This window comes from Actinobacillus porcitonsillarum (assembly GCF_003101015.1).
GTDB lineage: Bacteria > Pseudomonadota > Gammaproteobacteria > Enterobacterales > Pasteurellaceae > Haemophilus_A > Haemophilus_A porcitonsillarum.
On record NZ_CP029206.1, the window covers coordinates 727,573 to 749,217 of the forward strand.

The 21,645-nt window shown below is 40.6% G+C and carries 23 protein-coding genes; 17 read left to right on the top strand and 6 right to left on the bottom strand.

What is annotated here, in order from left to right:
* Positions 1–17: 17 nt before the first annotated feature.
* Positions 18–1,817 (bottom strand): assimilatory sulfite reductase (NADPH) flavoprotein subunit, encoded by a 1,800-nt coding sequence (locus DDU33_RS03730; RefSeq protein WP_108923238.1) that lies wholly within the window; start codon positions 1,815–1,817, stop codon positions 18–20.
* Between the two features lie 251 nt (positions 1,818–2,068).
* Here DDU33_RS03730 and DDU33_RS03735 point away from each other — a divergent pair, with 251 nt between their 5' ends.
* Positions 2,069–3,175: an anhydro-N-acetylmuramic acid kinase gene (locus DDU33_RS03735; RefSeq protein WP_108923240.1), complete on the top strand. Its 1,107-nt coding sequence runs from the start codon at positions 2,069–2,071 to the stop codon at positions 3,173–3,175.
* 101 nt (positions 3,176–3,276) lie between these two features.
* On the opposite strand, the gene DDU33_RS03740 is transcribed toward DDU33_RS03735, so the two are convergent.
* The 5 genes from DDU33_RS03740 to DDU33_RS03760 all read right to left on the bottom strand — a co-directional run bounded on the left by DDU33_RS03740 (position 3,277) and on the right by DDU33_RS03760 (position 10,088).
* Positions 3,277–4,266 (bottom strand): 2-hydroxyacid dehydrogenase, encoded by a 990-nt coding sequence (locus tag DDU33_RS03740; protein WP_108923242.1) that lies wholly within the window; start codon positions 4,264–4,266, stop codon positions 3,277–3,279.
* A 154-nt stretch (positions 4,267–4,420) separates the two neighbouring features.
* A complete protein-coding gene (gene torD, locus DDU33_RS03745; protein ID WP_108923244.1) occupies positions 4,421–5,008 on the bottom strand; it encodes a molecular chaperone TorD in 588 nt (195 codons plus the stop codon).
* Positions 5,008–7,473, bottom strand: a complete 2,466-nt coding sequence (gene torA / locus DDU33_RS03750) for a trimethylamine-N-oxide reductase TorA (protein ID WP_108923246.1) — start codon at positions 7,471–7,473, stop codon at positions 5,008–5,010. Before torA ends, torD begins: the two co-directional genes overlap by 1 nt.
* A gap of 15 nt (positions 7,474–7,488) precedes the next feature.
* A complete protein-coding gene (torC, locus tag DDU33_RS03755; protein WP_108923248.1) occupies positions 7,489–8,667 on the bottom strand; it encodes a pentaheme c-type cytochrome TorC in 1,179 nt (392 codons plus the stop codon).
* Positions 8,668–9,017: 350 nt separating this feature from the next.
* Positions 9,018–10,088: an MFS transporter gene (locus DDU33_RS03760; RefSeq protein ID WP_108923250.1), complete on the bottom strand. Its 1,071-nt coding sequence runs from the start codon at positions 10,086–10,088 to the stop codon at positions 9,018–9,020.
* Positions 10,089–10,155: 67 nt separating this feature from the next.
* On the opposite strand from DDU33_RS03760, the gene DDU33_RS03765 reads away from it, so the two are divergent.
* From DDU33_RS03765 to rpsG, 16 genes are all read left to right on the top strand, one after another.
* Complete coding sequence (locus DDU33_RS03765; protein ID WP_005820928.1) at positions 10,156–10,620, top strand: nuclear transport factor 2 family protein; 465 nt, start codon at positions 10,156–10,158, stop codon at positions 10,618–10,620.
* 7 nt (positions 10,621–10,627) lie between these two features.
* On the top strand, positions 10,628–11,545 hold the full coding sequence (gene murQ, locus DDU33_RS03770) for an N-acetylmuramic acid 6-phosphate etherase (protein ID WP_108923252.1): 918 nt from the start codon (positions 10,628–10,630) through the stop codon (positions 11,543–11,545).
* Between the two features lie 88 nt (positions 11,546–11,633).
* Positions 11,634–11,816, top strand: a complete 183-nt coding sequence (locus DDU33_RS03775; protein ID WP_005820924.1) for a type II toxin-antitoxin system HicA family toxin — start codon at positions 11,634–11,636, stop codon at positions 11,814–11,816.
* 42 nt (positions 11,817–11,858) lie between these two features.
* A complete protein-coding gene (locus tag DDU33_RS03780) occupies positions 11,859–12,263 on the top strand; it encodes a type II toxin-antitoxin system HicB family antitoxin (RefSeq protein WP_005820921.1) in 405 nt (134 codons plus the stop codon).
* A 331-nt stretch (positions 12,264–12,594) separates the two neighbouring features.
* A complete protein-coding gene (locus tag DDU33_RS03785; protein WP_108923254.1) occupies positions 12,595–12,885 on the top strand; it encodes a hypothetical protein in 291 nt (96 codons plus the stop codon).
* A gap of 212 nt (positions 12,886–13,097) precedes the next feature.
* On the top strand, positions 13,098–13,787 hold the full coding sequence (locus tag DDU33_RS03790; RefSeq protein ID WP_108923256.1) for a pirin family protein: 690 nt from the start codon (positions 13,098–13,100) through the stop codon (positions 13,785–13,787).
* A gap of 261 nt (positions 13,788–14,048) precedes the next feature.
* Positions 14,049–14,783 carry a phosphoadenylyl-sulfate reductase gene (locus DDU33_RS03795; protein WP_108923258.1) on the top strand — a complete coding sequence of 245 codons (735 nt, stop codon included), beginning with the start codon at positions 14,049–14,051 and terminating at the stop codon, positions 14,781–14,783.
* A gap of 27 nt (positions 14,784–14,810) precedes the next feature.
* On the top strand, positions 14,811–15,737 hold the full coding sequence (cysD, locus tag DDU33_RS03800) for a sulfate adenylyltransferase subunit CysD (RefSeq protein ID WP_108923260.1): 927 nt from the start codon (positions 14,811–14,813) through the stop codon (positions 15,735–15,737).
* Between the two features lie 224 nt (positions 15,738–15,961).
* Entirely contained in the window at positions 15,962–17,254 is a 1,293-nt protein-coding gene (locus DDU33_RS03805; protein ID WP_108923262.1) for a sulfate adenylyltransferase subunit 1, read from the top strand.
* A gap of 120 nt (positions 17,255–17,374) precedes the next feature.
* Positions 17,375–17,713 carry a nitrogen regulatory protein P-II gene (gene glnB, locus DDU33_RS03810; protein ID WP_005821282.1) on the top strand — a complete coding sequence of 113 codons (339 nt, stop codon included), beginning with the start codon at positions 17,375–17,377 and terminating at the stop codon, positions 17,711–17,713.
* Entirely contained in the window at positions 17,713–18,288 is a 576-nt protein-coding gene (gene lspA / locus DDU33_RS03815) for a signal peptidase II (RefSeq protein WP_108923264.1), read from the top strand. The genes glnB and lspA overlap by 1 nt, the downstream gene beginning before the upstream one ends.
* Positions 18,289–19,233 carry a 4-hydroxy-3-methylbut-2-enyl diphosphate reductase gene (ispH, locus tag DDU33_RS03820; protein ID WP_005821286.1) on the top strand — a complete coding sequence of 315 codons (945 nt, stop codon included), beginning with the start codon at positions 18,289–18,291 and terminating at the stop codon, positions 19,231–19,233.
* An 8-nt stretch (positions 19,234–19,241) separates the two neighbouring features.
* On the top strand, positions 19,242–19,490 hold the full coding sequence (locus DDU33_RS03825) for an FAD assembly factor SdhE (protein ID WP_108923266.1): 249 nt from the start codon (positions 19,242–19,244) through the stop codon (positions 19,488–19,490).
* 38 nt (positions 19,491–19,528) lie between these two features.
* Complete coding sequence (gene rfaC, locus DDU33_RS03830) at positions 19,529–20,488, top strand: lipopolysaccharide heptosyltransferase RfaC (protein ID WP_108923268.1); 960 nt, start codon at positions 19,529–19,531, stop codon at positions 20,486–20,488.
* Positions 20,489–20,609: 121 nt separating this feature from the next.
* Positions 20,610–20,984, top strand: a complete 375-nt coding sequence (gene rpsL / locus DDU33_RS03835) for a 30S ribosomal protein S12 (RefSeq protein WP_005543325.1) — start codon at positions 20,610–20,612, stop codon at positions 20,982–20,984.
* A 131-nt stretch (positions 20,985–21,115) separates the two neighbouring features.
* A complete protein-coding gene (gene rpsG, locus DDU33_RS03840) occupies positions 21,116–21,586 on the top strand; it encodes a 30S ribosomal protein S7 (RefSeq protein ID WP_005821291.1) in 471 nt (156 codons plus the stop codon).
* Positions 21,587–21,645 lie beyond the last annotated feature (59 nt).

Genomic DNA, 21,645 nt, shown 5'->3' on the forward strand with positions numbered 1-21,645 from the left:
CACTTCGTTAATACTTTTTAATACACATCACGTTGATAACGTTTTTCTTCACGCAAATGATCAACATATTCTTCGGCTTCTTCTCGGCTAAAACCACCTTGCTGTTCAATCACATCAAGCAGGGCTTTATCCACATCTTTTGCCATACGTGAGGCATCGCCGCAAACATAAATATAAGCACCGTCTTGTAGCCATTGCCAAATGGCTTCAGCTTCTTCACGAATTTTATCTTGCACATAAATTTTTTCGGCTTGGTCACGAGACCACGCAAAACTATATTTATGTAAATAGCCGTCTTTTTGGAATTGTTGCCACTCGGTTTGATATAAGAAATCTTTAGTAAAATGTTGATTGCCAAAAATCAGCCAGTTTTTGCCTTCCGCTTCATCTGCCGCACGTTGTTGAACGAATGCTCGGAAAGGTGCAATTCCTGTGCCGGAGCCAATCATAATGATCGGTTTTTGAGGATCGCTTGGTAGACGGAAGTTATTGTTATGTTCAATGAAAACACGGACGGTTTCATCTTCGCCAACACGATCGGCTAAATAGCTTGAAGCCCCACCGGCTCTGGCTTTACCGTTATGTTCATAACGTACGACACCAACGCTTAAATGGACTTCTTCGCCTACTTCTGCCGGGCTAGATGAAATCGAGTACAAGCGAGGTGTGAGTGGACGTAATAATGCCACTAAATCCGTAGCACTGATCGCAGAAGGGAAGCGGTTAAAGAGATCAACAAGCGGTGTATTTTCTGTGAAATTTTGCAATTGTTGCGGATCGGCAACGAGTTGGTTTAATTCTGCATTATTGATTAACGCTGCATAGCCTTTGACTAAGGCTTGGGTGTTTTGCGTTAATTCCAATCGGCTTTGTAATGCGCTGCGCAAATTCAGTAATTCACCATTCAGGCTAACTTCTTCATCGCCATTGAGCGATAAGGCTGCGAAGATTTCTTCAACTAAAGCCGGATCGTTTTCAAACCAAACACCTAATACATCGCCTGCTTGGTAGCGTAGCCCTGAGCCGCTTAAATCAAATTCTAAATGGCGAACATCTTTTTCCGCAGTTAAATCGGTAATGCGCTGATTAGTCAATAAAGGGGCAGGGAAAGGATTGTCTTTATGATAAACGCTTGTCGCTACGGTTTCCGTTGAGGTTGAAACAGACGAGGCACTGGCTTGAGGCTGGCTATTTTTCTGTTTGACGATTGCCACGACCTCTTCAATCCACTGGTCTGCAACCGCTTTAAAATCTAAATCAGCATCTGCTCGTGGCAGTAATCGGCTTCCACCAAGTACTTCAAAACGCTGGTCAAAATCTTTTCCGGCTTGGCAGAAATTAGGATAAGAGCTATCGCCCAAGCCAAGTACCGCAAATTGCAAGCGGTCTAATTTTGGCGCTTTTTTACCATTTAATAATTTGAGTAGCACCACGCCTTCTTCCGGTGCTTCGCCCTCGCCTTGCGTTGAGCTCACTAACAAGACGAATTGTTCATCGGCAATTTGTTTGGCCTTGTAATCGCCAAGAGAGTGATGCGTAGCTTGAACGCCCTCGGCTTGTAAGCGCGCAGTGAGTTTTGCTGCAACGCCTTTAGCATTGCCGGTTTGCGAAGCCGATAACACCGTTACTTTTACTGGTTCCACTGCGGCAGTTGTTAATGTATTTTCGCTAAATGTTGCCGAAATTTGACCGCTTGCACCTTGCGCTTTTGCCCACGTATAGCCCGATAACCAGGCTAATTGCAATTTATCTAGTTTTTCAACCGCTTGTACCACATCAACCGATAACGGAAGCGTGCCGCTTTGTTCAATACTCATAATCACTCCCTCAAAAAATCTGAATGCGCTATTTATAAAGGGATTTTTTATAACGTAAAAATAATAAGAGAATATGTTTTAGATAAAATTGGAATAAAAAAAGTGAAAAACCGAAATGGATCAAATTTGAGGAGAAGCGAGAGGGGAATTCTTCCTTTTTTAGATCATTCAGGAATATCAGAGAAGATTTTGTTCTTTTAAATAAGTGTGCCAAAATGCAGTCTAGATATGGTTATCAGGATTTAAACACTATGCAGTCAAATTTGTATCTCGGCATGATGTCCGGCACGAGCCTAGATGGGGTGGATTTAGCCCTTATCGATTTTACGCAAAGCCCTAAATTGGTTGCCGCAGATTTTGTCCCAATGCCGGAAGATTTACGCACCGACCTTTCCCAATTGCTCAAAACAGGGGAAAGCAGTTTACAAAAACTTGGGGAACTGGACCATCGTTTGGGGTTATTGTATGCCGATGTGGTAAATCATTTTCTTGCCAAGCAGAAATTAAAACCCAGCCAAATTCAGGCGATAGGTTGCCATGGGCAAACTGTTTGGCATTCGCCGAATAGTCCTTTCCCTTTTACGATGCAAATTGGCGATATGAATATCGTGGCAGCCAAAACAGGCATTACGACCATTGGTGATTTTCGCCGTAAAGATATGGCGGTGGGCGGGCAAGGTGCGCCTTTAGTGCCGGCGTTTCATCAAGCGATTTTTGCCAAAGAAGATCAATTGACGGTGGTGCTTAATATCGGTGGGATCAGTAACATTTCTGTCCTTGCTCCACACCAAGCTACGATTGGCTACGATGTTGGTGTGGGCAATGCCTTGATGGACGTTTGGATCGAACAACATCAACAGCAACGTTTTGATAAAGATGCCGAATGGGCAAAAAGCGGTCAGTTACAACCTGAGTTATTGGCACAGCTCCTTGATGAACCATTCTTCACTTTGCCGCCGCCAAAAAGCACAGGGCGAGAGTTATTCAACTTAAATTGGTTGGCACAAAAATTGGCGGCATTCCCTCCGTTTAAAGCGGAAGATGTTCAGCGAACTCTTGCTGAATTTACCGTACAAAGCGTAGTAAATGAGCTGCAAAAACTCCAAACGGCAGATAAAAAAGTCTTGTTGGTTTGTGGTGGCGGGGCAAGAAATCCGTTACTAATGGCACGCTTCCAAACGCTTCTTTCCGATTGGCAAGTGGCTACCACAACCGAATACGGTTTAGATATTGATTATGTTGAAGCAGCAGCCTTTGCGTGGTTGGCTTATCAACGGACGAATAACCTTCCAAGCAATTTACCGAGTGTAACCGGAGCAACACAAGCGGTCAGTTTAGGCGTGATTTTTCCCAAGTAGGTACAAGATGAAAATTCAATTTTATACCTAGCACGCAAAATGCGTACTAGGTTACGCATAGTTGAGTGGCTTTGCCACTCTAATTCTCAGCCCCAAAGAAATTAAAGCACGCTATTCCCGCATTTTCCTGTCTGTTCAATTTCTAAAATGTTAGAAAGTGTCACATCGGAGATATTGTTTAACGCTTCTTCGGTCAAAAATGCTTGGTGTCCGGTAAAGAGCACATTATGGCAAGAAGATAAACGGCGGAAAACATCATCGGTAATCACATCGTTAGATTTATCTTCAAAGAAAAGATCACGCTCATTTTCATACACATCCATACCTAAGGCACCGATTTTTTGGCGTTTCAATGCTTCGATTGCGGCTTGGCTGTCAATTAACGCACCACGGCTGGTGTTGATGATCATCACGCCATCACGCATTTTATTAAATGCGGTTTCGTTGAGTAAGTGATAGTTTTCTGGCGTTGCCGGGCAATGAAGGCTGATTACGTGTGAACGAGCGTAAAGTTCATCTAAGCTCACATATTGACCGCCTAATTCCTCCACTTGTGGATTTTTAAACGGATCGTATGCCAATAATTCCATGCCAAAGCCTTTTAAAATACGCATAGTGGCGATACCGATTTTACCCGTCCCGATAATCCCAGCCGTTTTACCGTACATATTAAAGCCGGTTAAACCTTCGAGCGAGAAATTGGCATCACGCGTACGTTGGTAGGCTTTATGAATACGGCGGTTAAGCGTGAGCATTAAACCCACGGCGTGTTCTGCTACCGCTTCAGGCGAATAAGCCGGCACACGAACGACATTTAACCCCAATTCTTTAGCGGCGTCTAAATCCACATTATTGAACCCGGCGCAACGTAAAGCGATAGTTTTTACGCCAATTTTTGCCAGTTTTTCTAAGACCGCTCGGCTACCGTCATCATTAACAAAAATACAGACCGCCTCAGCACCTTCTGCCATTTTGACGGTTTTTTCACTTAATAAGAAATCGAAGAATTCGAGTTCGAAACCAAATTTTTGGTTTGCGATTTCAAGGTGTTTGCGGTCGTAGTTTTTCGTGCTATATACAGCGACTTTCATAGTACAGCTCCATTTCCTAGTAAAATAATAAGGTATATTGTACGCCTTTAAGCTAAAAAATATAGCAGGCTTTGGCTATTGTATTTATCTAAGTAACAAGCGGTCGTAAATTTTAAAACATTTACGACCGCTTTGATTATTTTAAGAGGCAAGTTTATCTTATTTCTGTCTTAAGAAAAGCGACAAGCCATTCTAAAAGTGTTTGATATAATTGCCTTTGCGTTTTTACCTTATTTGTTTTTTCATGTAAGCTCGGTAACCAACTAAGCAGGTTTTCTTTAATGAATATGCTTTGACTAAGTGAATTTGTTTCAATCAGTTTTATCAACACCTCAAGATAAACGCAGAGATGATCTGCAGGTTCATTTTTTACCTTATTGATTCCTAGCTTAAACTGTTGGAGGTAACCATCCATTTCAGCCAAATGTTGATCCAAAAAATCCCCTTCTAAATAAGCGGAAGCGTATGGTAATGCACTATTTTGCCCATCAAGTAAAAATAATTGAGCATAGTCGGCTGCAAGCTCTAAACGAGGATGTTGATACAGCATACAAGCGGTCAATTCCTGTCTAAATTTTGCAGTGTAATTTGCAAAACCTAATTCTGTCATAAAGCTCAAAAAGGGCTCAAATTTTCCTGCCTGTAAATCTTGTAATTGCTTGTCAGAGAGTTCTTGCCCAAGCAAATTACGAAACCAATCATAAATAAAGATACGCTCTTCGTTGGTTAAGTTTAGTGTCATTAGATACTTACCTCTATTGGGCCTGTAAATCCATTTGGTTCTGGAGCATTACCCACAAATTTTTCAACATTGACTAAACACGTATTTGCTGAAACAGCTTGAGCAAGGCTAGATGAACCGATATCAAGCGTCATCGTATTTGGATCTCCGTAGGTATCAATTGCTCCAATTTGTTCATCTAAAGGAGAATACCAAGCACCTTCTTGTAAACGAACAATACCTGTTGGGAAATTATCTGAGATCGCCGCGCCGACAATGGCTTGCCCGCGGTCATTATAAACACGTACTAAATCACCATCTTTAATGCTAAGTTTTTCTGCATCTTTCGGATTAATGTATAGCGGTTCTCGCCCTTGTACAGTGTATGTTTCACGTAGCTCTTTTGATTCGCAAAGCTGTGAATGTAAACGTTTATCTGGGTGAACAGATTGTAACCAGAAAGCAAATTTGTCTGATTTCGGACCGCCGTGAGAGCGTTCAACTTTCTCAAACCACATTGGATGACCTTTACAATCATCATAGCCATAACTCGCAATTTTATTGCTAAAGATCTCAATGAAGCCGGATGGTGTGCCTAACGCATGTAACTCAGGATCCTCACGAAAATCAGCATGGCGAACCCAAGGTTTACCTTCAGGGAATAAAACATAACCTTTTTGCCAAAACTCATTAAATTCAGGCATTTCAAATTTACCTTTATTTTCATTACGGCAATCGTTATAAAGTTTTTGTACCCATTGCATTTCATCCATTTCTCGACTGTATTCCTGATCTCGTCCAAAACGGCGACAAAGCTCTTTGAAGATTTCAAAGTCGGTGCGAGATTGGTAAAGTGGATCAACGAGTTTCTGCATTGCAATTACGCCTCGGTTGCTATAAGAACCATAAGCGTCAATATCATTACGTTCAAATGGCGTACAAGCAGGTAATACGATATCAGAAAAACGGCAAGTCGCAGTCCAGCTATAATTGATAGACACGACAGTTTCTAATTTTTGGAATGCTTGCTTCATTTTATTACGTTCGGAATGGCGATGCCATTGGTTACATCCCGTAAAAATTGCCATTTTATATGGTGCATATACTACTTTTTGCCCATTAAAGTTAATGGTTTCTCCTGCGTGGAGTAGTGAATCTGAGGCTCTCGCAACAGGAATTACCGCACTATAACCTTTATAGTCGCTATTGTCGTATTTTGGTTTTTTTCCTTCATCAAGATTTAAAGGGAATGCGCCAGGCATTGCTGCGCCAGATTCTGGAATACCAATAGAACTATAATGGTGAGCATAGCTAATACCGCCTCCAGGTAAACCAATTTGTCCTAGCATTGCAGCAAGAACAGCACCCATCCAATAAGGCTGTTCACCGTGTTGTTGGCGTTGAATTGCCCAACCAAAAATTAATTGTGTCCGTTTTCCTGCTAACAAGCGGGCAAATTCTTGAATTTTTTTACTTGAAATACCACAGATCTTTTCTGCCCATTCCGGCGTTTTGGCAATTTTGTCTTCTGTTTCACCCATTAAATAAGGTACAAACTTCTCAAAGCCAACGGTGTACATATCAATAAATTGTTTATCATACAAGTTTTCTGTATAAAGGGTATGCGCCAGAGCAAGCATAAATGCGACATCACTTTGAGGATTGATATAAAGTTGTTCGCAGCCTAGATAATTTTGTGTTTTACTTTTTACGGGATCGATTGAAATAACATTAATCGCTTTTTCAGCCACTTTTTGTTTAAGTTGCTCTAAATAAGCATATGCCTCATGCGTTTCACAGTTCCAACCTACTTGCAAGTTTTTTACCGGATCGCTAGCCCAGAAAATGATATTTTGGCTCTCTTTCAAGATAATTTCCCAAGATGTACCTTGAGAATAAACTTCGGTTGAACCAAGTACATAAGGTAGAATTGTTTGTCCAGCACCGGTTGAATAGTCACCAGCCGTACTGACACTACGCCCGTGCATTCCTATTGCTCTAATCATATGGTTGCCGCAGCTATGGAATTGACCGGTAGAACGCCAGCCTACATTCCCTGTATGTAGGGCCCAAGGGCCGTAGTCTTTTTGGATACGTTCTAGTTCTTCATAAAAAAGATCAAGGGCTTCATCCCAAGTAACACGTACAAATCGGTTATCACCACGTTGTGTTTTATCGCTATTTTGACGATTTTTAAGCCAGTCTAATCGCACCATTGGATAACGAATACGAGCTTCGCTATAAATAAGACCTTTGATACCATTAATCATCTCTGTTGGGTATTTATCATATTCAAATGGCTTAATTTCAGAGACTCGTCCATTAACGATTTTGGCGCGAATAGCCCCCCAATGTGATCCTGAAATTTTCCACTCACTGACATTTTGATTAGCTAATGCTTTTTGTGGAACAAGGAAATTAGGTACGGCAAAAGCACCAGCCATAATTGACATATTTTTTAAAAATTGACGGCGAGATTGTTGCATAGTCTATTCCTTTCCTTATTTACTTTCTGAATGTTTTTCAAAATCTGATGAGTGCATTTGTAAATAACGTAGCACTTCTTTTCCTGTTTGCTTATCAATGTTAGTAAAACCAACCATACCATTGAATAGACCAATCCAGCTATTTGAGTCAAAGTGAGCAACATCAGGTTGTCTGTGGCAAGTACTACATTGTGTTTTATAGATACTTTCTGCGTTTGCCCAAACTGCATTTAAATCTTCAATGAGGTTTGATTTTGCGATCCAAGCTTGCATTTTTACTTTCTGCCAGGTTAAACCAGTAATAGGATCTTCTTTGCGTTCTAATACTTCAAATAGTGGTTTGGTTGCCATAAATTCTTTGTTTAAAACCGCATTAGTAATGTTTTTACCAAAGTCATCATACCAAATCCGCCCAAATCCTTTATCTTTACGCCACATAGAAAGTTCAACTAAATCTGCATTGGTGCCTGATTTTACAAACATAACCGGAACAGCAGTTTCTAAATGTCCAATAGTGTTGTTCATCGTTTCATCACTGAACAGCTCAACATTTCCTTTTGTATAGTAAGTTTTGTTATCAGATAATGATTTTACGACTAAATTTTCAAATTTAGATTTTTTACCATTACCTTCATCTTGTTTTGGTAAATGGTGTGCAATACCTTTATGACAATCTACACAACTTTGATTTTTTTCTTTAGCCGGTAACATCGCTTTACGTGCTTTTTCCGACATCTTATCAAAGTCCATGCGAGCATAGTCGTGGCAAGCTTTACATTGTTTTGAACCATCTTTAGCAAAGCGAGCCCATTCACGTTCAGCCATTTCTAAGCGGTGTTTTTCAAAAGCCCCTTCTTCATCATATTTCCCTGTCATTTCTGCCCATACTTCACGAGCGGCCTCAATTTTGCGAGCATATTTACCAATGGTATCGTGCGGTAAATGGCAATCAGAACAAGTGGCAGAGACGCCAGAGGTATTTGCCCAATGAACGGTTTTCTTTAATTCTTCTAAAGGTTGTTTCATTGAATGACAACTCACACAAAATTCTTCTGTACTGGTTTTATCTAAAACCGTATTAAATGATTGCCATCCAATCACACCAGCAATCATCCCTCCAACCAGTATGGTACCTAATCCCCATTTTGCTGAGGGTTTGGTAAAAAAGTTCTTAATTGAACAATATAATTTCATATATGACCCCACAATAATAATTAAATGAGTAGGAAATATACTATACGATGTACAACTATACATTTGACTTAAGTCAAAGAACTAACCGGCAATAGGTAGAGGAGGGAGAGAATGGGGATTTTTTAGTAAAAAGCATTAGGTATTCTTTAAGAAATAATAAGTAATACTAATCATATAATTTTTTCATGAAATAAAATAATTCAATTAATAATTGGAGCAATAAAAAATAAGCGGTTGTAAATTGATAGGATATTGCAAATGAGGAGTTTAGTAGGGTGGGCATCCTTGCCCACCGAAAACATCATCAGGTATAAATGGTGGGCAAGGATGCCCACCCTACCGAAAGATATTTAGACTAAGAAAACATAAGGCAACACATTCATAATGCCGGCAGTCGTAACCGCTAGGATCATTTTTGACATACCAAACATCAAACCTTGATTTTTGCCTTTATCAAGTTTCACTAAAATATTTGCCAAAGTGGTATTCGCAAAGAGGCTGATAATCGCAAACACAATAAGATAAACAAACGCGGTTACTTCCGATAATGCTTGCAAGGTATAGAACCACGGTAAGAAGAGTAAAATAATTAAAACCGGGGCAATATACACCAACTTCGCCACGCCAAAATTCAATTTTCTGGAGAAATATGATTGCAACAGCACCGCAATTAAATTATTCAGAAAGAACGCTACGGAAACCAAACTTTGACGATCTAATAAGTTGGTAAAAATATAAGGGAAAATCACATAAAACGCCGTCCCCATTCCCAGCGGAATAAAAAGCAAAATATGCGCAAAAATGAACCGCTTGTTTAACACCTCTTTTAGTTGGCTAAAATGGAAGGTTTCTTTCTGCACGTTTTGGCATTCACTTTTTGGAATGCTTTTGAGCATAAAGATTAACATTGCCACTTCAATGGCACAGCTGAGCCAGATTAACCACTCCGCCTTACGGAAATAGATAAAAGGTAGCGCTAAAAGTGGCGCAACCATTGAAGCAAGGCTTGAAATTTTTAAAAATCTCCCTTGTGCGTGCGCTTTTGAAGCATAGTTATCCGCCGAATGGCTGAGCAGAAAAGCTCGGGCATTGGTGCTGAATAACGTACTACCTAAACCAAAACAGAATGTGGCTAATAATAAAAAACCATAATGGTGTGTGGTTAGAATTAAAATATAGGCAATGGCATCTAGCAAACAACCGAGTAACATCACGGCAGAGCGCCCGAAACGATCTCCCCACGAACCGGCAAATAAGGCAAATGCTTGGCTGGCAAAAACCAATAAAGAAAATGCCGTTGCAATTTGGTCGGCTTCAAAGCCTTTATAGTATTGCAAATAGATAAAGAACACGCTCTGCATTGCGGTATAGGCTAAGCCTGAAAAGAACTTTCGCCAAAGAATAAGATTTTGTACATCCATATTTGAACTCGTTATGACAAAAGAAAATTTAATGTGTAATATACCCGAAAAAACAGAGGGAATGATAATGAAACGAATAAAATTTTGGCACCCGATTGCGGCGGTCTTGTTAGGGCTTAGTTTATCGGTGGCAGCGAGTTATCCGGCAATTAAAATTATCCAAACAGAACGAGCACAACAGCAAAGTGAGATTATTGAGTTAGACCTTGCCTTGCGTAAGGCATTGATTGAACATGATATTCCGGCACTGCAAAATCTGTTGGCGGAAGATTTTGAAATTTATACCGTCAATCAAGGCGTATTGTCTAAGGGAGAATGGATCCGTAATGTTCAAAAACGTAGTATCAACTATACTAAGGTTAAAGAACTTGAAACGCCACAAATTCAGGGTAACCAAATTTCAGTACTTTCTGAAGTGAGTGGCGAATTTTGGGGGATTGAAACACAAGATAAACTGGTGCAGACGACCATTCGTTTAGTTGAACGTAAAGACAAATTGCAGATTAAATGTGTCGTCATTAAGTTGGTGTGAGGTTTTTATGACAGAACAAACGCTACTTCGCTCTCTTTCACAAATGATTACCGAGCAACGTAACCCGAATTCGCAAAATATTGACCAATTATCACCGCTTGAAATCGTGCAGATTATCAATCAAGAGGATAAACAAGTCGCCGTTGCGGTCGAGAAATGTTTACCTCAGATAGCACTTGCCGTTGAAAAAATCGAACACGCATTTTTAAATGGTGGGCGATTGGTTTATATCGGTGCCGGGACGAGCGGTCGCCTAGGGGTATTAGATGCCTCTGAATGTCCGCCGACTTATGGCGTCCCGCCGGAAATGGTTGTCGGCATTATTGCCGGTGGAGAGCGTGCGTTACGCCATCCGATTGAAGGCGCAGAAGATAACCGAGAGCAGGGCAAAGCGGATTTACAAGCGGTCAATTTTAATGAAAAAGATGTATTGGTCGGCATTGCTGCCAGTGGCAGAACGCCTTATGTGATTGGGGCATTAGAGTATGCCCGTTCACTGGGCGCCACAACGGTTGCGATTGCCAGCAATCCTCAATCAGCAATGGCGCAAATTGCCGATATTGCGATTGAAACGGTTGTTGGGGCAGAAGTGCTGACGGGCTCAAGCCGTATGAAATCGGGCACAGCACAAAAATTGGTGCTGAATATGCTGACCACTGCTGCTATGGTACGAATTGGCAAGTGTTACCAAAACCTGATGGTGGACGTGCAAGCAAGCAATGAAAAGCTTAAAGCCCGAGCGATTAAAATCGTGATGGAAGCGACCGATTGCTCTCAAGTAGAAGCGGAACAAACGCTCAAAGTCGCAGAAAATAACGCTAAATTAGCGATTATGATGATCCTCTCACAGCTAGATAAAACCGCCGCCGAGCAACTCCTTGCCAAACATCAAGGACGCTTGCGTAGTGCGTTGGTTAGTAAATAATGTGTCAGGAAGAAATAACTCCAATAACTCTTTTGTTTGTTTAAAAATGGAGTTATAATAACTCTATAATGAGTGATTAAGGGGTACTATGGATAGTCGAACGTTAAAGAAAATGCTAGAAGATGATGGCTGGTATGTTGTAGATGTAAAAGGTAGTCATCACCAATTCAAGCATAATGAAAAGAAAGGGAGAGTAACACTCCCGCATCCAAAAAAAGACTTACCAATAAAAACTGTTAAATCTATATTAAAACAGGCTGGGTTAGCATAGCCCCCTTTAATACTATAACGAACATTAAAAAGAGGAAATAGTATGCTTTATCCAATTGCAATCGAACAAGGTGATGAACAACAGGCTTATGGTGTTATCGTACCAGATATTCCAGGTTGTTTTTCTGCTGGTGATACATTAGAAGAGGCATTTCAAAATGCCAAAGAAGCTATTGAGTTCCATTTAGAAGGATTGGTCGAAGATGGTGAAGAAATTCCCAAGGCGAAATCATTAGAAGTACATAAAAATAATCCAGAGCTTTCGGGATTAACCTTAGCACTGGTTGAAGTTGATATTACTCATTTATTAGGTAAGTCAGAAAAAATCAATGTAACTTTGCCTTCGTTACTTATTCGCCGTATTGATGAATTTGTTGCAAGTCACCCAAATTATAAAACTCGTAGCAGTTTTTTAGCACAAGTGGCAAGCGAGAAAATTTTTGCGTAATTTAAAACCTACTTTAAAGATGTTTAAAGTAGGTTTTTTATGTGTTTCTTTTTGCACAAAGTGTTTTGTAATGCTTAGATAAAAAATCAATGACTTATATTTAGTACATTGAATTCTCTAACCCTTGTTTACGTTGGTACTTGTGGCCCCTTTTCAAGGGAACAGAGTATTGTGAAAGGTGGTAGAAATATCGCATATAAACATAAAATAAAATCAATATAACCATAAAATAGAAAATAAATAACATGTAAATAACGACATAAATAACTTGACATTTGTAGGTTAATAGTATAATATTTAAGTAAATAATAACGAAACAAAAGGGTTAAATATGGTAGAAAAAACAGAAAAGAAAACGTGCAGTGTAGCTGAACTTGAAAAACAAATCTTTGAAAAAGAAGGGGTAACTGTTGTGATTAGAGCACCATCAAATGTGCAAGTAGATAACTACCCATACGAAAGAAAACTAGCAGATAATAAAAATCTTGCTGATTTAAGAGATAGAATTGACAAAGCTATTGGTAATAGAGAGTTAGATTATTCAATTGTGCTAGGCGATGGAAATTCTTTGCCACACGGAAGAACTAATATGAGTACAGCAAGGGATAGCTATAAAAATTAAAAGAAAAAGGGTGTAGATGTTAAAATCTATGCCCTTTTCCTTGCGCAACGACAACATAGCTCTCATTCCTCCCTCCTTACCCCCTTAAATTATTCACTTTAAGTAAAGAGTGATTTAACTAAAGTAGTGTTTATCTCTTTTCTAGAAACTCTATAATACCCACATCAAAACGCAACGGCGTTTATATTATTCATCAAAATAAGGAACAGATTATGTTATACATTAGAAAAGCAAATGAACGTGGACACGCAAATCATGGTTGGTTAGACAGCTATCATACTTTCTCTTTTGCGGGCTATTACGATCCAAAATTTATGGGATTTTCGGATTTACGTGTCATCAATGAAGACAGAGTAAAAGCCGGATTTGGTTTTGGTACGCACCCTCACGACAATATGGAAATTCTCTCCTATGTTTTAGATGGCACGATTGCACATAAAGACAGTATGGGTAATGTGGAAGAGCTGAAAGCCGGCGAATTCCAAATTATGTCGGCAGGCACGGGGATCACTCATTCGGAATATAACCCAAGCAATGAAGAAAATCTGCATTTTTATCAAATTTGGATTATGCCGAATGAGCGTAACATTCAACCTCGTTACGATCAAAAAGCCTTTGCCGATAAAGAGGGGGCAACATTGATTTTATCGCCAAATGCCGAAGACGGTTCGTTCAAGGTTTATCAAGATATGAAACTTTGGCGTTATCAATTTAAAGCAAATCATCAAGAAGCCCTTGTGCTAAATGCTGAGCGCAACTATTGGCTTCAAGTGGTTAAAGGCAGCTTTACGCTGAATGGTCAAACGGTTGAAACCAGTGATGGTGTTGCGATTAGCCAAGAAACGTTAGCCAATATTGAAACCCAGAGTGATGTTGAGTTTTTATTGTTTGATTTGGCTTAAATCTATTATTTTTACTCATAAAAGGGACACACGCAGTGTGTCCCTACTTTTTCATAACGAAAATTTCCGTGATATTCCTTGAAAGTATAAAAAACGTTTTCACAGCCTATCTTCATCTCAAAATTTTGATTTTGTTCAAATTTACCCCTTCTTATTCCAAAAAGCTCTAAAACATATTTCCTTTTTATTTTTCAGCTATAAAAAATCAGTCTATAAATACCACACTTTCGACATCAAGTGATTTATGTTGAGGAATTAACGATGCACTTTTTAAAACCTGAGTTTTGGGAAATCCCGACACCGACAGAGCGAGATTTTGCAAATCTTGCTGAAAAAGAGACCGCTTTATTTGAGCGTATTCGGCATATTGCGAGTTCACATCAGAATGTGAAATTGGCGAGTAGTTTGGCGGTGGAAGATATGGTGATTACAGATGTGATTGCAAAAGCCGGTGTTCGGATTGGCGTGTTTACCCTGGAAACAGGGCGGCTCAATGCCGAAACGCTTGCGTTGGTTGATGAGGTCAAAAACCGTTACCCACAGTTGGATTTTCAGCTCTATTTTCCCGAGCCGGAAAAAGCGGCGCAATATGATCGACAAAAAGGTGCATTTGCTTTTTATGAAAGCGTGGAACTGCGCCGAGAATGTTGTTTTATTCGCAAAATCGAACCGCTAAACCGAGCGTTAAAAGATGCTGATGCTTGGCTCACAGGGCAACGCCGTGAACAATCGGTAACACGAACAGCGTTAGCCTTTCACGAGCAAGATCAGAGCCGAGCAATCGATAAATATAACCCGATTTTTGATTGGTCGGAGCGTGAAGTTTGGGCGTATATCTTAAAACATCAAATTCCGTACAACGCCCTCTATAAACAAGGCTATCCAAGCATTGGTTGCGAGCCTTGCACTAAACCGGTCAAAAAAGACGAGGATATTCGCGCCGGACGTTGGTGGTGGGAAAACAAAGACAGTAAAGAGTGTGGATTACATAAATAATCGCCGGTAAAGCATAAGGAACAACATATGACAACACAACATCAAATTGAAAACGGGCATTTAGATTGGCTAGAAGCCGAATCCATTTATATTATTCGTGAAGTCGTGGCGGAATGTAGCAATCCGGCGTTGCTGTTTTCCAGCGGTAAAGACTCAGTGGTTTTACTTGCGCTGGCTCGCAAGGCTTTCCAATTAGAAGGTAGAGAGTTGGTCTTGCCGTTTCCGCTGGTGCATATTGATACGGGGCATAACTATCCGGAAGTTATTCAATTTCGAGATGAGCAAGTGAAAAAATTGAATGCAAAATTGGTGGTAGGGCACGTTGAAGATTCCATTGAAAAAGGCACGGTGGTGCTACGCAAAGAAACCGACTCACGCAATGCCGCACAAGCGGTGACTTTATTGGAAACGATTGAAGCTAATGGCTTTGATGCTTTGATGGGCGGCGCAAGACGTGATGAAGAAAAGGCTCGGGCAAAAGAGCGTATTTTCTCCTTCCGTGATGAATTTGGGCAATGGGATCCGAAAGCACAACGTCCGGAATTGTGGTCGCTATATAATGCAAAACTCCACAAAGGCGAAAATATGCGAGTTTTCCCGATTTCTAACTGGACGGAATTGGATATTTGGCAATACATCGAGCGAGAAAAATTGGAGTTACCACCCATTTATTACGCACACGAGCGTGAAGTGGTCGAACGCAATGGCTTATTAGTGCCGGTTACGCCATTGACACCGAAACAAGTAAATGAGGAAAGCAAAACGGTATCGGTACGCTTTAGAACAGTAGGCGATATTAGCTGTACTTGCCCAGTTGCCAGCGAAGCTAAAACGCCATTGGATATTATTAAAGAAACCGCCGTTGCCGAAATTTCAGAGCGTTCCGCAACCCGTATGGACGACCGAGCAAGCGAAGCCGCAATGGAACAGCGTAAAAAACAAGGGTATTTTTAATTTATACACAACGTAACCCTCGCCCCTTGTGGGAGAGGGACAATTTCAATGCGTTTAGCATTGAAATTCGGGAGAGGGGAAGCGGTCAGATTTCCACGCTATTTTACAAATTCCCCTCTCTCTGCCAACGGCTTCTAAACGAAGCCTTTGGCTGTCTCTCTCCCACAAGGGGCGAGAGTAAAAAAATACAAATGTGCCGAATAATGATAAGAAAGGAACAAAATATGAGCCAGTTAAACCAATATGCACCACTAAGATTTATTACCGCCGGCAGTGTTGATGACGGCAAAAGTACCCTTATCGGTCGCTTACTTTACGACAGCAAAGCATTACTCAGCGATCAATTATTAAGCCTCAATAAAGCAAAAAATAATAATGAAGTGATTGATTTCTCTGTTTTAACGGACGGTTTAGAAGCCGAACGTGAACAAGGCATTACGATTGATGTAGCGTATCGCTATTTCTCAACTGCAAAACGAAAATTCATTATTGCGGATACCCCAGGGCACGAGCAATATACCCGTAATATGGTTACCGGTGCTTCTACGGCTCACGCTGCTGTTGTGCTTATTGATGCTTCGCAGTTGGATTTTTCCGGTAATGAGGTGGAATTGTTACCTCAAACCAAACGTCATTCAGCGATATTAAAACATTTAGGTACACCGCATATTATTGTGGCAGTCAATAAAATTGATTTGTTGGGCTTTGATGTTGCAAAATTTGAGGCAATTTCGACCGCTTATCAGAAATTAGCGCAACAATTAGGGCTTTCTGATGTGCGATTTGTGCCGGTTTCAGCTTTACACGGCGACAACTTGGTTTACAAAAGTGAGCGTACACCGTGGTATCAAGGCGAGCCTCTTTTAACGATTTTAGAAAATTTACCGAGTAATGAAAGTATTTCGGATAAAGCCGAAGATTTTCATTTCCCTGTGCAACTGGTAAGTCGTTTGGATCAGGATAAGGCAGATGATTTCCGTGGTTATCAAGGGCGTATTGAAGCAGGTTCTATTGCGGTGGGCGATGTTGTTCGTATTGAGCCAAATGGCTACCGCTCTACGATTGTTGAGATTATCAGTCCGAATGGCATTGTGGCAAAAGCAAGCGCAGGCGAGCAGGTAACACTCCGTTTAAAAGATGATATTGATATTTCTCGAGGCGATACTTTTGTTGCAGAAAATGCGGCTATTCAAGCCACAAAACAGCTTAAAGCGACCTTGTGTTGGTTTGACCAACGTGCCTTAAATCCGGCTCGTAAATACTTGCTTAAACATACCACTCAAACCGTTTTTGCAAAAGTTACGAATGTCGATCACGTATTAGATGTGAAAACCTTAACCAACTCAACTGAGGCACAAACTTTACAACTCAATGACATTGGCGAGGTAACGATGTCACTCCAAAAACCGATTACCGCAACGACGTATGCCCAAAATCAAGCAACGGGTTCATTTATCTTAATTGATGAAGCAACTTATCATACGGTTGCCGCCGGTATGATTTTGGAACTTGCTTAAATTCCAATAGACAGAAAAAACGTAGTGAGGCTTTTCTTACTACGTTTTTTTATTTTTACGGCAATTTCAGATGAGCAAATGTTATAATGCTTCCATTCTGAATATAACAGGAAAACAAAAATGAAAAAAATCGAAGCAATTATTAAACCTTTTAAGTTAGATGATGTGCGTGAAGCATTAACCGATGCGGGTATTACCGGTATGACGGTAAGTGAAGTTAAAGGTTTTGGCAGACAAAAAGGGCATACCGAGCTTTATCGTGGGGCGGAATATGCCATTGATTTCTTACCGAAAGTCAAAGTAGAAGTTGTGGTTGCTGATGAGCAAGTGGACGACTGTATTGAAGCGATCATTGATGTTGCACAAACAGGCAAAATCGGCGATGGAAAAATCTTTGTCTATGATGTGGAGCGTGCGATCCGTATTCGTACCGGCGAAGAGAATGAGGACGCACTTTAATGGTTAATACATTTGTCAAAAAAACAGGATTAGCGTGGCTTTGGTTAAGTTTGGTGGTTATTGTGGTTGATTTGTGGACAAAATATGTCGTTATCAATCATTTCCAACTTTACGAAACGGTAAATGTATTGCCTATTTTTAATTTAACTTATGCCCGTAATTATGGCGCAGCATTTAGTTTTCTTGCCAATCACGATGGCTGGCAAACCTATTTCTTTTTAGGCTTAGCGATTGTGATTTCTTGCGCTTTGGTTGTGATGTTATATCGTAATAAGGGCGATCAAGCGGTCAAAAAATGGGAAAATGCTGCATATGCGCTGATCATTGGTGGGGCGATGGGCAATGCGATAGACCGTGCTGTTGATAAGTGCAGTTTATTTAACATTATCCCTAACGAGCCTTATAACAAATTAAATGTTTGCCAAGGCTATGTGGTGGACTTTTTAGATTTTTACTGGAATTGGGACGGCTATCATTTTGCGACCTTTAATGTGGCAGATATTGCCATTTCGGTGGGTGCAGGATTGTTAGTGATTGCTTCATTAATCGAAGCGAAGAAGAAAAAGAGTGATTAGATGAAGATTTTATTAGCCAATCCGAGAGGATTTTGTGCCGGTGTTGATCGTGCGATTTCGATTGTAGAATTAGCCTTAGAAATTCATGGTGCGCCGATTTATGTTCGCCACGAAGTGGTGCATAACCGTTTTGTGGTGGACGGTTTAAAAGCGAAAGGGGCAATCTTTGTTGAAGAATTAGACGAAGTGCCGGACGACTCTATTGTAATTTTTTCGGCTCACGGTGTTTCTCAAGCTGTTCGCCAAGAAGCTAAACGCCGTGCATTAAAGGTGTTTGATGCAACTTGTCCGTTGGTAACGAAAGTGCATATGCAAGTTGCACGTGCCAGCAAAAAAGGGACAAAAGCGATTTTAATCGGACACGAAGGACACCCTGAAGTGCTAGGCACAATGGGGCAGTATGACAACAAAGAAGGTGGCATTTATTTAGTGGAATCGGTGGAAGATATTGCGAATTTACCGGTTTCAAATGATGATGAATTAACCTTTATGACGCAAACAACACTCTCCATTGATGATACAAGCGGTGTGATTGAGGCATTAAAAGAAAAATATCCGGCAATTCAAGGTCCTCGTAAAAATGACATTTGTTATGCGACAACTAATCGCCAACAAGCCGTAAGAGAGTTGGCAAAACAGTCGCAATTAGTCTTGGTGATTGGTTCTAAAAATTCGTCTAATTCTAACCGTTTGGCGGAATTGGCGAGCCGTATGGGCGTGAAATCACAGCTGATTGATGGGGCTGAAGATATTGACCCAAATTGGTTAGATGGCGTTGAAACGATTGGCATTACCGCCGGTGCTTCTGCACCGGAAGTATTGGTGCAATCGGTTATTAGCCACTTAAAAACACTGGGCGTAACCGAAGTCGCAAACTTGGAAGGCTTAGAAGAAAATATGTTCTTTGAAGTGCCGAAAGAATTACGGATTAACGAAGTAAAATAGGTAAAAAAATGGCAGAAATTAACCGCTTTAAATTGGAATGGGCGTGCCGTAGAGGGATGCGTGAATTAGATAAAATGATTATGCCGTTTTATCAAAATCATTTTGATAGCTTAACGGCTGCTCAACAGCAAACATTTGCTGAAATGCTGACTTATCCCGATCCGGAATTATTCCGTTGGGTTATGCACCAACTTCCGGCACCAACGCAAGAAATGACCGATTTGATTGAGCTGATGCGAAGTAAGATCGATCGTTAATCTGTTGTACCAAGTACAAAAATTTGAAGATAAATTTGATGAAAGTTTTGGTTGTAAAAACCTCCTCAATGGGCGATGTGATTCACACTTTGCCGGCTTTAACCGATGCACAAAAGGCAATTCCCAATATTCAGTTTGATTGGGTGGTGGAAGAAAACTTTGCGGAAATTCCTCGCTGGCATTCTGCGGTAAATCGTGTAATTCCGGTAGCAATCCGCCGTTGGCGCAAGAACCTCTTTTCTGCTCAAACGTGGCGAGAGTGGCAGCAATTCCACACAGCGTTAAAAGCAGAAAAATATGATGCGGTTATTGATGCACAAGGGCTGATTAAAAGTGCTGTGTTGGTTACGAAACTGGCGCAAGGCGTGAAATATGGGTACGACAAACATTCGGCTCGTGAGGGATTGAGTAGCTTATTTTACGATAAAACCTTTGATATTCCTTATCAGCAACACGCCGTTGAGCGAATTCGGACTTTATTTGCCATGGCTTTAGGGTATGAAAGACCCCAAGACATCGGTGATTATGGTATTGCTTCACATTTTGCAAAAAAATCCGAGAATTCAACCGCTTACATTGTCGCCATTCATGCCACAACAAGAGAGGATAAACACTGGAAAGAAGCCTATTGGACGGAATTGTTACAAAAATTGAGTATGCGAGAGTTAGAAGTTCGCTTACCTTGGGGAAATGAAACCGAAAAAGCCCGTGCAGAACGTTTAGCAAAAATTTCGCCTAACATTGTGGTTTTACCGAAAATGTCATTATCGGCATTAGCCGAACAGCTTGCAGGAGCCAAAGTAGTAGTGTCGGTGGACACGGGGTTGAGCCATTTAACTGCAGCACTTGATAAACCAAATGTGATTTTATACGGTGCAACCGACCCTAAATTGATAGGCGCTTATGGTAAAAATCAGCACTATTTAAAAGGGCAAAATATGGATAACTTAATGCCCTATCGGGTTTTGCAAACATTGGAAGATTTGATCATTCGTTAATCAATAAGCGTTTTATCGGATGCTTGACATTTGATCGTTATCAATCTAAAATTTACTGTCCTTTCAAGTCTGAAAGGCTATTTTAATCTTATTTTTAATAATTTTAACTGGAGCTTTATTAATGGCAACTATCAACCAGCTAGTACGCAAACCGCGTGTGAAAAAGGTTGTAAAAAGCAACGTTCCTGCATTAGAGGCTTGCCCGCAGAAACGTGGTGTATGTACTCGTGTATATACTACAACTCCTAAAAAACCAAACTCAGCGTTACGTAAAGTATGTCGTATCCGCTTAACAAACGGTTTTGAGGTAACTTCTTATATCGGTGGTGAAGGTCACAACCTTCAAGAACACAGTGTTGTATTAATCCGTGGTGGTCGTGTTAAAGACTTACCGGGTGTGCGTTATCACACTGTACGTGGTGCACTTGACTGTGCAGGCGTTAAAGACCGTAAACAAGGTCGTTCTAAATACGGCGTTAAACGTCCTAAAGCTTAATGGATCTCCGCTAAGTAAGGCCAAACGTCTAAATTTTTAAATTTATACCATAAACTCCAGTCAATCGTGATTATTTCGTCACAGTAGATGAGTTTTGGAATATCCTGAATAATATAAACGGAGTATTTACAATGCCACGTCGTCGTCGTATTGAACCTCGCAAAATTCTTCCAGATCCAAAGTTCGGTTCTGAATTACTTGCAAAATTTATTAATGTTTTAATGGTAGATGGTAAAAAATCTACTGCAGAAGCTATCGTTTACGGTGCATTAGAAACATTAGCTCAACGTTCTGGTAAAGAAGCGTTAGAAGCTTTCGAAGTTGCACTTGAAAACGTACGTCCAACTGTTGAAGTTAAATCTCGCCGTGTTGGTGGTTCTACTTACCAAGTACCAGTAGAAGTTCGTCCAGCTCGTCGTAACGCTTTAGCAATGCGTTGGATCGTTGAAGCAGCTCGTAAACGTGGTGACAAATCAATGGCATTACGTTTAGCAAACGAATTATCAGATGCAGCAGACAACAAAGGCTCAGCAGTGAAAAAACGTGAAGACGTTCATCGTATGGCTGAAGCTAACAAAGCGTTTGCTCACTTCCGTTGGTAATCGGTTAGTTACTCATATAAGAGGCTTCATCTCAATGGTTGTGATGAAGCCTATTGCTA

Bases quoted from the DNA above. Each gene is read 5' to 3' on its own strand.
- torC (WP_108923248.1), bottom strand. From the start codon at position 8,667: ATGAAATTATATTGTTCAATTAAGAACTTTTTTACCAAACCCTCAGCA.
- DDU33_RS03795 (WP_108923258.1), top strand. From the start codon at position 14,049: ATGCACTTTTTAAAACCTGAGTTTTGGGAAATCCCGACACCGACAGAG.
- murQ (WP_108923252.1), top strand. From the start codon at position 10,628: ATGACAGAACAAACGCTACTTCGCTCTCTTTCACAAATGATTACCGAG.
- torD (WP_108923244.1), bottom strand. From the start codon at position 5,008: ATGACACTAAACTTAACCAACGAAGAGCGTATCTTTATTTATGATTGG.
- lspA (WP_108923264.1), top strand. From the start codon at position 17,713: ATGGTTAATACATTTGTCAAAAAAACAGGATTAGCGTGGCTTTGGTTA.
- rpsL (WP_005543325.1), top strand. From the start codon at position 20,610: ATGGCAACTATCAACCAGCTAGTACGCAAACCGCGTGTGAAAAAGGTT.
- rpsG (WP_005821291.1), top strand. From the start codon at position 21,116: ATGCCACGTCGTCGTCGTATTGAACCTCGCAAAATTCTTCCAGATCCA.
- rfaC (WP_108923268.1), top strand. From the start codon at position 19,529: ATGAAAGTTTTGGTTGTAAAAACCTCCTCAATGGGCGATGTGATTCAC.
- ispH (WP_005821286.1), top strand. From the start codon at position 18,289: ATGAAGATTTTATTAGCCAATCCGAGAGGATTTTGTGCCGGTGTTGAT.
- DDU33_RS03825 (WP_108923266.1), top strand. From the start codon at position 19,242: ATGGCAGAAATTAACCGCTTTAAATTGGAATGGGCGTGCCGTAGAGGG.
- DDU33_RS03760 (WP_108923250.1), bottom strand. From the start codon at position 10,088: ATGGATGTACAAAATCTTATTCTTTGGCGAAAGTTCTTTTCAGGCTTA.
- torA (WP_108923246.1), bottom strand. From the start codon at position 7,473: ATGCAACAATCTCGCCGTCAATTTTTAAAAAATATGTCAATTATGGCT.
- DDU33_RS03735 (WP_108923240.1), top strand. From the start codon at position 2,069: ATGCAGTCAAATTTGTATCTCGGCATGATGTCCGGCACGAGCCTAGAT.
- cysD (WP_108923260.1), top strand. From the start codon at position 14,811: ATGACAACACAACATCAAATTGAAAACGGGCATTTAGATTGGCTAGAA.
- DDU33_RS03775 (WP_005820924.1), top strand. From the start codon at position 11,634: ATGGATAGTCGAACGTTAAAGAAAATGCTAGAAGATGATGGCTGGTAT.
- DDU33_RS03740 (WP_108923242.1), bottom strand. From the start codon at position 4,266: ATGAAAGTCGCTGTATATAGCACGAAAAACTACGACCGCAAACACCTT.
- DDU33_RS03780 (WP_005820921.1), top strand. From the start codon at position 11,859: ATGCTTTATCCAATTGCAATCGAACAAGGTGATGAACAACAGGCTTAT.
- DDU33_RS03790 (WP_108923256.1), top strand. From the start codon at position 13,098: ATGTTATACATTAGAAAAGCAAATGAACGTGGACACGCAAATCATGGT.
- DDU33_RS03805 (WP_108923262.1), top strand. From the start codon at position 15,962: ATGAGCCAGTTAAACCAATATGCACCACTAAGATTTATTACCGCCGGC.
- DDU33_RS03785 (WP_108923254.1), top strand. From the start codon at position 12,595: ATGGTAGAAAAAACAGAAAAGAAAACGTGCAGTGTAGCTGAACTTGAA.
- glnB (WP_005821282.1), top strand. From the start codon at position 17,375: ATGAAAAAAATCGAAGCAATTATTAAACCTTTTAAGTTAGATGATGTG.
- DDU33_RS03730 (WP_108923238.1), bottom strand. From the start codon at position 1,817: ATGAGTATTGAACAAAGCGGCACGCTTCCGTTATCGGTTGATGTGGTA.
- DDU33_RS03765 (WP_005820928.1), top strand. From the start codon at position 10,156: ATGAAACGAATAAAATTTTGGCACCCGATTGCGGCGGTCTTGTTAGGG.